The following is a 12,614-nucleotide window of genomic DNA, read 5'->3' on the forward strand; positions in this document are numbered from 1 at the left end:
ATTCCAAGACAGGGTGCGTTCTTACGTAGGAGTTGTAAACGGCGTTTCTGATATCACGTCAGTGTTTTGGACAGAACGTCGGCCCAGTCAGTTCCGCCGGACTGCGCGAATTTCCCGCTCCAATGCATCCAGAAACCGTGAGCGGTCTGCCTTGCTGAATGGGCGACCACCGCCTCCTGCTCCCAACGGATTGGCAGCACGCAGGTCGGCCATTAAATCGCGCATCGCCAGCTGCTGGCCGATATTGGCCGCCGTGAAGGCTTCACCGTTGGGGCGCAGAACGCGTGCACCTGCTTCGACACATTTTGCGGCCAGAGGGATGTCGGACGTGATGACGACATCCCCCGCACCACAACGTTCAGCGATCCACTTGTCGGCCTCATCGGCGCCTTCCGAAACGATGACGATTTGCACCAGCGGGTTGGCAGAGGGTCGAAGCCCGCCATTGGACACCAGCACCATGGGCACCTTATGTCGCGTAGCGACCCGTTCGGCCTCGGCCTTTACAGGGCAGGCATCGCCATCGACATAAAGCGTAGTCACGCCTTTTTGGCCTCTTTCTTCGCTGGTTCCGCAGGTTTCTTTCGAACCTTGAATTCGTCCGGAATTGGCATGCGGTTGAAAGCATCCAGGCCAGCAATTTTATAAGCTTCGGCAAGAGTTGGATAGTTGAACGTGTTCTGCACGAAGTAGTCCACCGTGCCTTTCAGGTTCAACACCGCCTGCGCGATGTGGATCAGTTCAGTTGCGCCTTCACCAACGATCTGCACACCCAGAACCCTACGGGTCTTCAACGAAAACAGCATTTTCAACATGCCGTGTTCCAGCCCCATGATATGCCCGCGCGACGTTTCGCGAAACCGGGCGACGCCGACCTCATAAGGGATGCCCCGTTCCTGCAGTTCTTCCTCGGACATTCCGCATGTGGAAATCTCGGGAACTGAATAGATGCCATAAGGGTACCACGGGCTTTCCGGCAGAGTAGGCGTTTCAAGCGCATGGCAGGCCGCGACGCGTCCCTGTTGAAGTGAAGTAGAGGCTAAGGACGGATGCCCGATCACATCGCCGGTTGCATAGATATGCGGTACCGATGTCTGATACGTCTTTCGGTCGACCTTGATCCGATTGCGGTGATCAGTCTCCAGACCAACGGAGTCCAGATTGAGTTTCGACGTGGCGCCCATTCGTCCTGCCGCAAACAGCAGCATTTCGGCGCGGACGTGACGCCCGTTTTCAAGGGTCACTTCGACATGGCCGCTCGCATCTTCAATTTTCTCGACGGCTGAACCCAACCGCAGGTCAACACCATTTTCCCGGATCTGATGGGTGAAATCATGGATCAGGCGACTATCGATGAAATCCAGAAAAGTATCGCGCGGCTCGATCAAGGTTACCCGCACATCCAGGGCCGAGAACATGGTCGCGTATTCGACACCAATAACCCCTGCGCCGATAACGACCAGCGAACGAGGAATTTCCGCCATTTCCAGAAACTCGTCACCGTCAACTACGGTCTTACCGTTAAACGGAACATAATCCGGGCGATAGGTTTTGGTGCCAGTCGCAATCAGAAACTTAGCGGCCGTTACACGTGTGGTCTCTCCGGCGTCAGTTGCCACCTCCACCTCGTGTGGCCCAACGAACTTGGCCAGACCATCCAGTGTCTCGACGTGGTTACGGTTGAACTGATGTTCCAGCACATCAACCTCGTGGTCGAGAGTCATATGAAGGCGGGCCTTCAGATCTTCTGCACGGATCTGGTCCTTCACACGGTAGGAGCGCCCGTAAAAGCTGCGCTCGCGCCAACCTGACAAATTCAGAACCGTTTCACGCAAAGTCTTGGAGGGAATGGTACCGGTGTGAACGGATACGCCACCGAAACGGTCCTTGCGATCGATCACCAATACTCGGCGTTTCAGTTTGCCTGCCTGAATCGCCGCTGAACGCCCCGACGGCCCGGACCCGATGATGATAAGGTCATAATCGTACTTGCTCATCGTTCAGTCTCCGTACAGTGCTTCGGCATGGAAAATGATGTGATCCTCCATGAAAGTCGACACAAAGTAGTACGAATGATCGTAGCCCGGCTGGAAGCGATAAGTCGCTTGCTGGCGACGCTCGGCGATAGCTTGCGCCAAGGCTTCAGGGCGCAGAAGATCCATGAACTGATCGTTTGCGCCGGTGTCGATCAGGATCGGACCGTCGAAACCCGTTTCCTTCATCAACAATGACGCATCGTGCTTGGCCCAGAGAGCTTCGTCGTCACCGAGATAGGCGCCCAGCTGCTTACGGCCCCAATCCGCGCCTGTAGGGTTCGAGATCGGCGCAAAGGCCGAAACTGAGCGGAATCGCCCGGGCAGGTTCATGGCAAGTGTCAGCGCGCCGTGACCTCCCATGGAATGGCCAGTGATGGCCTGACGTTCGCTATCGATCGCGAAATTCTCAAACAGAAGGGCTGGCAGTTCTTCGGCAATGTAGTCCCACATCTTGAAATGCGGAGCCCATGGTTCCTGGGACGCGTTCACATAGAAACCCGCGCCCTGACCGATATCATAATCCTCATGATCTGCAACGCCTTCACCGCGCGGCGACGTATCAGGAAACACCACGGCAATCCCTTGTTCCGCTGCCCACGCCTGTGCTCCAGCTTTGGTCATCGCGTTTTCGTGGGTACAGGTCAAACCTGACAAGTACCAAAGAACCGGAACCGGACCGTCTTGGGCCTCGGCTGGAAGAAACAGGCCAAATGTCATGTCACACTGGCACGACGAGGAGGCATGGCGGTAAACGCCCTGCACTCCGCCGAAACAGGCATTTTCCGAGAGGGTTTCCATTAGGCACAGTCCTTATTTTAGAGTCGCAACATGGCTAACGATCCGCGGTCCCGGCGTAAAGTCCGAGCGCCTTCGGCGAGAGAATTTTTCGAAAAGATGAGGATCTAGAGAATGCCCACCCAGGCGATCACCATTGGCACGGACAGAATACTGACGATTGTGGATAAAAGGATCGCCGCAGAAGCGCGTTGCGGAGCGATTCCATAATGCGCGGCCAGCATGTAGACATTGCCGGCAACCGGCAAAGCGGCCGCTGCGATGGCTACGGTTGCCGGAAACGTTCCGATCGGAATCAGCCATATCAGTGCAACAGCGACGCACACCGGGTGGATCACCAGTTTACAAAAACTCAGCCACGCGGCGATCTGCACACGTTCTGCCGATTTACCCGCCAATGATGCGCCAATGGCGAATAATGCCCCCGGAGTTGCGGCACCGCCGAGAATGGTCAGGAAATCACTAAGAGGTTCGGGAACTGGTATTTGTAGCGACGACCAGATGAGACCGGCTGAGATGGATACGATCATAGGGTTTCTCATCAAACCCAATCCGATCAGCTTGAACGTAGCCGGGGTCAACTTTCCGTCACGGCCACCATTGATAAGGATCACGATAAGGGAAGAAAACACCACAAGATCGACAGTCAGGACCAGCATGACAGGCCCGATCGCCGCCTCAGAGAACAAAAGCGCAAGCATGGGCAATCCCAGGAACCCAACATTGCCAATGGCCGCGCATTGTGCTTCGACAGCTGCGGTCGGAATGTCGAGCCCGCGCAGCCAGGCTACGTACGTCGCCAACGCGTAAACTGTCGCGGTTCCCAGCAGATATCCAAGGATGAGCCGGGCGTTGAAAATCTCGGCAAAGGGTAGGGTGGCTGCAAAGCGAAACAACATCGCCGATAGCGCTAAGTAGAAGACGAACTTGGTCAGATACGCCGTAGCTTCGGCAGTGAAAAACCGCGTGCGTCCCGCCCAAAAGCCCAGGCCGATAATCGCGAAAAACGGAAGGGTGCGCAGAAAGATTTCGACCATGGGCCAAGTCCTAGCACGGTTTGAACCCTCCGCAAGTACTCAGTACCAAAGCAAACGCACCGTCAGTCTGGCTGAAAAATCCGAGAATCGTTGTATCTAAACTGAACGGTTTATAAACTGGTGCAGTTATCGATCGAGGAGACGACATGACCCAGACCGCCACCATCCTGCGCACCGGCCGAAAATTCGACCAGGTATTGCGCGGGGCCCGAGAGGTATTCATGGCGGATGGGTTTGAAGGTGCAAGTGTGGACGACATTGCCCGCGCAGCTGGCGTGTCAAAAGCAACGCTATACAGCTACTTCCCGGACAAACGCCTTTTGTTTATGGAAGTTGCGCAAACAGAATGTTGCCTGATGGCCGAGCGGGTCATCTCGATGATCGACGAAACCAAGCCCGCTCGTGAAGTGCTTCAGATCACGGCGACACAGCTGACCACTTTTCTAGTGTCAGATTTCGCGCAACAGGTTTTTAGAATCTGTGTGGCCGAACGCGACAGGTTCCCCGAGCTTGGCCGTGCGTTCTATGAGGCTGGGCCACAAAATGGCCAGCGACAGATGGCCGAATACTTGGAAAAAGCCGTAGCCAAAGGCGAGCTGGCTATCGAAGATGTGCATATCGCTGCCGAACAGTTTTCCGAACTGTGCAAAGTGCGAATCTGGACCCGGGCGGCTTTCGGCATTCAGAACTCTTTCAGCCAGGACGAAATAGACCAAGTCGCCGCTCAGGCTGTTGACATGTTTCTTGCCCGTTACGGGGTTTGATCCCTAAAAAGTGATGGCCCGCGCCCGGAACAGGGACGCAGACCATCGCTCACTCACCAAGACACTCGATACAGATCAGTTTACGGTAATAAGTCTTGTGAATTCCCTTTACTCGATGAAAGTTCGGGCCAGGCGCTCGCTGATCGGCTGTGCCAGATAAGCAATCACAGCACGTTCACCTGTGCTTACGAACAGGTCTGCTGGCATCCCGGGGACCAGTTCCAAAGCCGCCACCTCATCGGATTGCAGCTCATACAGTTTGACCCGCGCCTTGTAGTAGGCTTCGCCCGTACGTTCGTCCTCCAACGCGTCAGCCGAGATATCAAAGATTGCACCTTGGGCCTCGGGCACATCGGCCTGCGCAAAAGCGGACAAGCGAATACGTGTGGCCTGACCGATTTTCAGCTTGTCGATGTCGCCGGGTTTAACGCGGGCTTCGACGATCAACTCCTGGTCGGCGGGCACAATTTCCATGATATGCTCACCGGGCCTGATCACGCCGCCGGTGGTCGAAGCGACCAGATTGACAACCCGGCCACTGGTTGGTGCCAGGATCTCGATCCGTTTGCGGCGTTCCGCAGCACCTGCATATTGCGGACGGATCAGATCAAGCTGCGCATCGACAACCGCCAGTTCTCCGGCAAGCACTTCGTCGCGCAGTTTTTTCTGGCTGATCAGGGTCAGTTTCAACTCGCTGACCTGGTTTTCCGCCTGCGCAATCTGCGTTCGAAGCGAAGCATCAATACCCGAAAGCCGCTCGACCTCGATCTGACGGGAACTCACGCGGGTGGCCGCGACAAGACCCTTTTCCAACAGACTTTGCAGGTTGTTCAGTTCTTCTTCGGTGATGTCCTTTTGGTTCTGGGCACTGACACGTTGCTCATTCAAACCTTCGATCTGATCTCGCAGGGCAGAAATACGCTGGGAGTTTATTTCGACCTCAGTCGCGCGAGCGCGGAATTCGGCGTCGAACAATTGCTTCTGGGTCAAGTAGGCGGAATACCAGTGCAACCGGTTCATGCCATTTTCAAAGCTTTGAAACGCGGCGGCCTCACCAAATTGCGCCTGTCCCTGCATTTGCGCCAACAGGCGCGCGCGGCGCACGGACAGCTCTCCGAGTTGAGTGCCTAGCACACTGAGGTCAACGTCAATGTCGGTGCTGTCCAACCGGATCAGAGGTTGACCCTGTTCGACAAACTCACCGTCTGAAACCAGAATGGACCGGACGATACCACCATCGAGATGTTCAACGGTCTTTCGGTCTCCTTCCACAACGAACGAGGCGGGTGCCACTACGGCTCCGTCCAGTTTCGAGGCGAAAGCCCAGTACGCACTGCCGCCGACAAAGGCGAACAGGGTTAACAGGCCGAGCAGAACGTACATCCTGATACCGAGCGTGGTTTCGGTCACGTCAACGGCCTGCACGTCATTGAGAGTCAAAGCATTTGTGGTCGGGGTGTGGGGAACGATCCGGGTCATTGGGCAGCTCCTGTGATACGATTGTCTTCCTGCAGGCGCAGAGCAGGATTTCTGGCAGTTGCGCGACGCGACGGCGAGTTCAGCACATTGCGGCTGTTGACTTTAAGCACGTCTTCTTTGTCGCCAAACTGGGCCTGTGACCCGGCGCGCAAGACCAAAACCTTGTTAGCAGCTTGCAGCGTGGCCGGGCGGTGGGTCATGACAACTGTAATCGACCCCCGGGTCTGAGCCGCAAGGAAGGCGTCGCGCAGGGCTTTCTCACCCTCGGCATCCAGATCCGAGTTCGGTTCGTCCAACACCAATACGAAGGGATCGCCATAAAGCGCTCGGGCCAGTGCAAGGCGTTGCCGCTGTCCACCGGACAGGAAAAAGCCCTGACCGATGCGTGTTTCATACCCATCAGGCAGACCGCTGATCAGTTCATGTACGCCCGCCTCACGCGCGGCGCGCAGGACTTCGGTATCGTCGATAGCAACGGAGAAGCGACCGATGTTTTCGCGGATCGTACCATCGAACAACTCTACGTCCTGCGGCAGATAGCCGATTTGCTTGCCCAGATCCTCGTGATTCCATTTTGACATCGGGCTGCCATCCAGCAGAACCTCGCCCCGCTGTGGGTGCCAGATACCGGCCAGCATTTTGCCCAGCGTCGTCTTGCCCGATCCGCTTGGGCCGATGATCGCCAGTACATCACCCGCAGCCAGATTGAAATCGATGCCGCGAAGGGTGGCGTTGACAGCTCGGGGTGGGCCTGCTTGCGCAATCTTCACATCCACGGACTTGAAGGCGCGGGGCAGGTGAAGGTTGGGTCGTGCCTCAGAGAATTCCTCGGTCAGGGACTTGATCTTGGCGTAAGAACCTCGCGCAGCCAGAAAAGTACGCCATTGCCCGATCAGCTGATCGATTGGGGCGAGGGCGCGGGCCAGAACAATGGTCGCTGCGATCATGACACCCGCGGTGGCTTCGCCGGTGATGGCAAGCGCTGCGCCCAATCCAAGAGCAGCGGATTGCAACCCCATACGCACGGTCTTGGACATGACCGAGAAACCGGCGATCCGATCGGCGGCTCGGGTCTTGTGGCGGTGGGCATCCACCTGCAGCGCTGTCCAACGACGCACCAGATCGGACTTCATGCCCAACGCATGGATCAGCTCGGCATTGGTGTCGCCGGTTCGGAACAATGCGTCTGAACGCCCGCGGGCCTGTGCGGCCTGCTGCATCGGCTGTTGCGCACGGGCGTTATTGGTCAGTGCCATGGTCGTCAGCATCAACGCGCCTGCCAATCCCAGCAGGCCGAGCAGAGGTTGAAGAATATAGAGCACCAGCAAATAGATCGGTATCCACGGCGCATCGAAAAAGGCTGTCAGTGTTGTGCCGGAGATGAACTCGCGAAGCCCGTTTACGTCCTCAACCAGGTTTTCACCGGCGTCGGCTCCGCCCTGCACGCGACGTTGCATGGCTGCGCCAAGAACAGGGGCACCGACATTCATCTCGAACCGGGCCGCAAGACGCCCAAGGATGCGCATCCGTATCAGATCAAGGCAAGCGATAACCACGAAAGCCCCCGCCAACAGCAACGACAGCGCAATCAGCGTGTCGCCATTCTGGCTGGTTAAAACACGGTCATAAACCTGCAGCATATAGATCGGCCCGGCCAGCATCAGCAGATTCAGAAACAGACTAAAGAAGGCGATTGCGACAAAACCCTTGTGCAGTGACCCCCAGGCGGCTTTTACAGGATTTGCTTTCTGCAACATCGTGATGATCCTTTCCGGTTGGCAATGCGGGGCGACCGGGGGCCGCCCCGCAGATTGGGACCCTTACGCGACGAAATCGTCGTCGTTCAGATCGGCACTGTTGACGCCGACCAGACGGACGGAACCTTCGTTGCTGAAGCTGATCACCGCATCGTCGCCATCCTGCGCCACGTTGATCTGAGCGCCGAAATCCGGCCCGAAATCACTGAATTGCAGCTGATCCCGGCCGATTTCATAGTCCTGAATGACGTCGTTGCCGAAGTTTGCGCCAAACTGGAACGTATCCGCGCCATCGCCACCGATGAGGATATCGTCGCCGCCTTCGGCCTTCAGCAGGTCATCTCCGCCTTCTCCATTCAGCACATTGGTCAGATTGCTGCCGACAATCACGTCGCCCTCATCAGATCCGACAACGTTTTCGATGGATCGCAGGATGTCGGTTTCGATCTGGTTTTCGATGACGTCCTGACCGATGACACCGGTACCACCCGCTGCATCCACATCCAGAGTGGCACCTGCATCCACCAGCGTGTCCTGTACAACCGGGCCGTTTTGACCGGCAGGCGCATTGTGCAGATGGATGGCCGAAACGACGCCAGGGATAGGCGTGTTCAGGTCAGCTTCGTTCAAACCGACAACGCTCAGCTCGCTGGAATAGGTGACTTCACCGGTTTCCAGGTTCTGAGTGATGACAACGGTTGCATCACCCTTTGCGGCGCTGTCCGAGGTTGGGCCCGGTTCCTGCGCAGCATCCAGACTGCCGCTCAGTGTGACGGTGCGAATACCACCTTCGGTCACATCGCTGTCTACCAGCAGCTGCCCACGGATTTCACCGGCGGGAAAGTCAGATGTGTGGATGTTGTAGTACAGGTTGCCCTGAACCGCCTCCTCAACAAACCAACCGCCATCGGGGATGTCTGCCCCGAACTGATCTGGTGCCGAGACAACCGCATCCGTGATCGATACATTGAATCCGGTGTCTCGTGTGGCTGTTCCGTTGCCATTGGCATCCAGACGAACCTCGACTGCGACATCCAGATCCGAGAAGTCGGCCGTGTCGTTGCCGTCGCCACCGTCGATGAAGTCGTTGCCCAGACCGCCGGTCAGAACGTTGTCTGTTTCGCCCGCGATCAGAACATCGTCACCTGCACCCCCGTCAATGTTGCCATTGGTGGTGCCCAGATCGACAAAGATGTCATCGCCATCGCCAAGCAGAACGTTGCCGTTGATGACGCCTTCGTCGTCGTTGACGATGGTCACGGTGCCCGCATCCGAGGCGTCGATTGCATTGACCGTGCCACGAATCTCACCTTCGTTGAGGATTGCACCCAGCAGGTTCAGACCACCATCCACGCGGATACCAGCTGCGGCATCCGAGTCCTCGGATCCGGCAATCAGACCCTCGTTGACCACAACACCGGCAAAGGATGCCTCGTCCTGACTGGTGAACAGACGCAGACCGTCGCCGACCTGATTTCCTTCGGCAGCATCACCGCGGCCTTGCAGGGTGCCTTCGTTCCGGATTGCGACCGAAACCACATCACCGGATACGTCACCGGTTTGTAGCGACACGGCCGAGCCGTTGTTGCCTTCGCCCGCGTCCACCAGACCCGTATTCGAGAAGGTATAGTCGTCAGCGGTTCCGTCGGCATAGACAGTCCCGTTGCGCTGGTTTCCGGTGCCAAGAATCTCCCCTTCGTTAACCACCTCGAGCCCAACGCCGTCAATGTTCAGCGCGCGGCTGTCCGAGGTCACGGTACCTTGGTTCAGGAACGAACCGCCAGAGTGATCGCCGGTGCCGAAATAGACGCCATTTTGACCGCCCGCGAACACGCCGGTTTCTTCGTTAACCAGTTGGCCCTGGAAATTGACGTTGTTCACGGCACGGAACGCGCCAACAGTGCCGTTCGCCCCTTCTGATGTCACAGTCCCACTGTTGGTGATAGAGCCGGCAAATGAGGCAGAGGCAAAGCCACCTTCCTGACGCACGCCTTCCAGGCGGATGCCGTCACCCGCAGTACCAAGCGCTGCACCCGCGTCGCCGCGACCCGCGATGGTACCTGCGTTTTCAATCGCGACATCGCCATTGCCATCTTCGGCCAGTGATAGCGAGATGCCCGCGCCGTTGTTGTGCTCACCCGCATCAATCGTGCCTGAGGCCAGATTGTTGATCGAATAGTCACGCGCAGTATCGTCGGCATAGATCGTACCATTGCGCTGGTCACCTTTGCCCAGAATGTTGCCACCATTGATGATGTCGACACCGGAACCATCAATGTTGACCGCGCGGCTACCTGACTGGATGGTGCCAAAGTTCAGCACGTCCAGATCATGTTCGCCATTCCCGATATACAGGCCATTGCGCAGACCTTCGATCACACCGGTCGAGGTATTCAGGATTTCGCCTTCCGCATTTGCGCCGTCAGCGATGCGAATGCCAGCTGCGGTACCCTGATTGCTTTCGGTCGAGATCAGGCCGCTATTGACGATCTCGGTTTCAAGGACGGTACCATCAGCCCCATCATCAATACGAATGCCGTCACCGGCCAGTGACGTGTTCGATGCCGCCTGACCACGACCTTGAATGGTCGCTCCAAACCCATTGAACACGTCGGTCTCAACGCGAGCGTTAATCTCATCCCCAATCTGAAGCGAAATACCAGCGCCCTGATTGCCTTCGCCCGCATCAATCGTGCCCCCGGTGAAGTTCGAGATCGAAACATCCTCAGCGGTCGAGTTGGTGTAGATGGTGCCGTTGCGCTGGTCACCGGTGCCGATGATATCGCCAAAGTTGCGTACATCGATGCCCTGGCCCTGAATATCGACCCCGCGGCTGTCCGATGAGATGACGGCACCGCGGAAGTTATCCAGACCGCCAGAGCTTTCAGCGCCCGCAAACTGCACGCCGTTGAATTCGCCTGCGATCTGGCCAAAGTTGCGAACTGAGGCGCTGCCGGTGACCTGAACGCCAGTTGCAAAAGCGTCTGGACCATTATTCGCCTCGATCAGACCCGAGCGGAAATTGAAGATATCAACATCCTGACCCTGTGCCTGAACGGCAGCAACGGCATTATTGGTGACAATCTCGCCAAAGTTCAGCAGGCGGGAAAAGTCATTTGCCAGAACAAAGGCGGGTGTGTCGTCAACGACCGTAGATTGAAAGAAATTATTGATGAGGGTTTGGCCATCGCGGGATGTCTCTTGCGCCAGGGTCGATGTGGTCAAGAGACGGGCGCGCAGGCCTTCTGCAAATTGGGACAGCATGGATCGCTCCGTCAAAAAGTTGCGTTCGTGTTGGCGACCCGTCAGTCCGGGCAGCCGACGCAACAAAGGACTAGGCCGCCCCCGGCGCGAGCTGAAATTCATGGTTCAAATCGGGTGTATAACCGGCACAAATACTCACGGTTTGCGTGAGGGCTGAAACATCTGAGTCGCGAAAATCACGGCGTTTTTGTCCAAGCAGAGCCGGTTGGCCATCTATTCGATTTCGAATTCTGACAGATTTGTTAGTGGATGTGAGCGTAAATTAGGCGGGTTTTGCTCCAGTGGCCTTCTGCATTCTGTCGTCAGATCGTATTTTGATAGGTGATTAATTAGAAAAATTGCTTCGGGATTGGATGTCCGGTGAACCTCAGAGATCTGGAATACGTAGTCGCAATCGCAAAACACGGTCAGTTCAGTCAGGCTGCGACGGCTTGCAACGTGTCGCAGCCCGCAATGTCGAACCAGATAAAAAAGCTCGAACAGGAATTGGGAACTGATCTGTTCCTGCGCCTCAACAATGAGGTGCGTCCGACTTTATACGGTGCCCGTGTCGTCGAAATGGCTGGGCGCATTCTGAGCGATGCGCAGAAAATCCGCGACACGGCAACAGAGTTCCGTGACCCCGAGGCAGTCCCTTTGACGATCGGCATGACGCCGACATTGGCCCCGTATCTGACCGGGTATTTTTCTGAGCTCTTCAGTATTCTGTTTCCCAGGATGCGAGTCACACTGGTCGAAGACCTGCCGCAAAACATGTTGCGCATGGTCGAAGATCACATTCTGGACATGGCGCTCGTGGCTAAGATAAACAGCAGCGCTTCTTTGGATTTCACTTCGATCTGGTCAGAACCGTTGTTTCTGGCCCTGCGTAAAGGGCATCCACTCTGCACTCTATCATCCATCGCCCCGGAAGATGTTCCGACGTATGATTTTATCCGGCTGCCACACAGTTTCGGATACGATCTTGAGGATCGGCTTCCCAAACAAGATGGATCAACGCGGATCAGCAAGCGTTTCGACCTGACTGCGCTGCGGTTTGAAACGATCTGTCGCCATATTTGCCATTCCGACGATTGTACGATTGTCTCTGCTTTAGCTGCGGAACAGTTCCAGCGGGATAACTGGCCTTTGTGTTTCATCCCGTTTGATGCCCCCGGACACCTGCGGGATCTTGGGGCAGCCACCCGTCCGAATTGCCCCAGAAAACCAATGCTGGCGCGTATTGGCACCTACATTCTGGAGAATCCCCCGGTTGGCGTAATCCCAACCTATGAGCCGGACACCAAGGGCCAAAACACAAAATCCAACTCGGAACCCGTGCGAGAGAAAGCGTAACGATATACCGGACTACGCAATTGGCTTCCCCGTGATGGTGCAGGTCCGTCCACACCTTCTATTGACGCAGGGCAACGCAGAGCACTATCGGTGAACCCATTGAAAACCGGATGCACGACCGTGCTTTGCTGTGGTTGCCGATGATTG

9 protein-coding genes are annotated in these 12,614 nt (G+C 56.5%); 2 read left to right on the forward strand and 7 right to left on the reverse strand.

Features of this window, described 5'->3' with window-relative positions:
- Positions 1-87: 87 nt before the first annotated feature.
- The 4 genes from ACR0K5_RS18580 to ACR0K5_RS18595 all read right to left on the reverse strand — a co-directional run bounded on the left by ACR0K5_RS18580 (position 88) and on the right by ACR0K5_RS18595 (position 3,868).
- The gene (locus ACR0K5_RS18580) at positions 88-543 is read right to left on the reverse strand and encodes a YaiI/YqxD family protein (protein ID WP_480631137.1); all 456 of its coding nucleotides are present in this window, start codon (positions 541-543) and stop codon (positions 88-90) included.
- Positions 540-1,997: a Si-specific NAD(P)(+) transhydrogenase gene (gene sthA, locus ACR0K5_RS18585; protein ID WP_480631138.1), complete on the reverse strand. Its 1,458-nt coding sequence runs from the start codon at positions 1,995-1,997 to the stop codon at positions 540-542. The genes ACR0K5_RS18580 and sthA overlap by 4 nt, the downstream gene beginning before the upstream one ends.
- 3 nt (positions 1,998-2,000) lie before the next feature.
- Positions 2,001-2,834, reverse strand: coding sequence for an S-formylglutathione hydrolase (fghA, locus tag ACR0K5_RS18590; RefSeq protein WP_480631139.1), 834 nt, complete (start codon positions 2,832-2,834; stop codon positions 2,001-2,003).
- 104 nt (positions 2,835-2,938) lie between these two features.
- Positions 2,939-3,868, reverse strand: a complete 930-nt coding sequence (locus ACR0K5_RS18595; protein WP_480631140.1) for an AEC family transporter — start codon at positions 3,866-3,868, stop codon at positions 2,939-2,941.
- Positions 3,869-4,014: 146 nt separating this feature from the next.
- Here ACR0K5_RS18595 and ACR0K5_RS18600 point away from each other — a divergent pair, with 146 nt between their 5' ends.
- Complete coding sequence (locus ACR0K5_RS18600) at positions 4,015-4,632, forward strand: TetR/AcrR family transcriptional regulator (RefSeq protein WP_480631141.1); 618 nt, start codon at positions 4,015-4,017, stop codon at positions 4,630-4,632.
- 108 nt (positions 4,633-4,740) lie between these two features.
- Here ACR0K5_RS18600 and ACR0K5_RS18605 read toward each other — a convergent pair whose 3' ends face one another.
- The 3 genes from ACR0K5_RS18605 to ACR0K5_RS18615 all read right to left on the reverse strand — a co-directional run bounded on the left by ACR0K5_RS18605 (position 4,741) and on the right by ACR0K5_RS18615 (position 11,132).
- Entirely contained in the window at positions 4,741-6,111 is a 1,371-nt protein-coding gene (locus ACR0K5_RS18605; protein WP_480631142.1) for an HlyD family type I secretion periplasmic adaptor subunit, read from the reverse strand.
- On the reverse strand, positions 6,108-7,868 hold the full coding sequence (locus ACR0K5_RS18610; protein ID WP_480631143.1) for a type I secretion system permease/ATPase: 1,761 nt from the start codon (positions 7,866-7,868) through the stop codon (positions 6,108-6,110). The genes ACR0K5_RS18605 and ACR0K5_RS18610 overlap by 4 nt, the downstream gene beginning before the upstream one ends.
- Before the next feature lie 63 nt (positions 7,869-7,931).
- Entirely contained in the window at positions 7,932-11,132 is a 3,201-nt protein-coding gene (locus tag ACR0K5_RS18615) for a beta strand repeat-containing protein (RefSeq protein ID WP_480631144.1), read from the reverse strand.
- Positions 11,133-11,492: 360 nt separating this feature from the next.
- Here ACR0K5_RS18615 and ACR0K5_RS18620 point away from each other — a divergent pair, with 360 nt between their 5' ends.
- Entirely contained in the window at positions 11,493-12,467 is a 975-nt protein-coding gene (locus ACR0K5_RS18620) for a LysR family transcriptional regulator (protein WP_480631145.1), read from the forward strand.
- Positions 12,468-12,614: the final 147 nt, after the last annotated feature.

The sequence above is a fragment of the Ruegeria sp. AB9 genome (genome assembly GCF_056542585.1).

Coding starts and splice junctions, on each gene's coding strand:
- fghA (WP_480631139.1), bottom strand. CDS start 2,834: ATGGAAACCCTCTCGGAAAATGCCTGTTTCGGCGGAGTGCAGGGCGTT.
- ACR0K5_RS18610 (WP_480631143.1), bottom strand. CDS start 7,868: ATGTTGCAGAAAGCAAATCCTGTAAAAGCCGCCTGGGGGTCACTGCAC.
- ACR0K5_RS18605 (WP_480631142.1), bottom strand. CDS start 6,111: ATGACCCGGATCGTTCCCCACACCCCGACCACAAATGCTTTGACTCTC.
- sthA (WP_480631138.1), bottom strand. CDS start 1,997: ATGAGCAAGTACGATTATGACCTTATCATCATCGGGTCCGGGCCGTCG.
- ACR0K5_RS18600 (WP_480631141.1), top strand. CDS start 4,015: ATGACCCAGACCGCCACCATCCTGCGCACCGGCCGAAAATTCGACCAG.
- ACR0K5_RS18615 (WP_480631144.1), bottom strand. CDS start 11,132: ATGCTGTCCCAATTTGCAGAAGGCCTGCGCGCCCGTCTCTTGACCACA.
- ACR0K5_RS18595 (WP_480631140.1), bottom strand. CDS start 3,868: ATGGTCGAAATCTTTCTGCGCACCCTTCCGTTTTTCGCGATTATCGGC.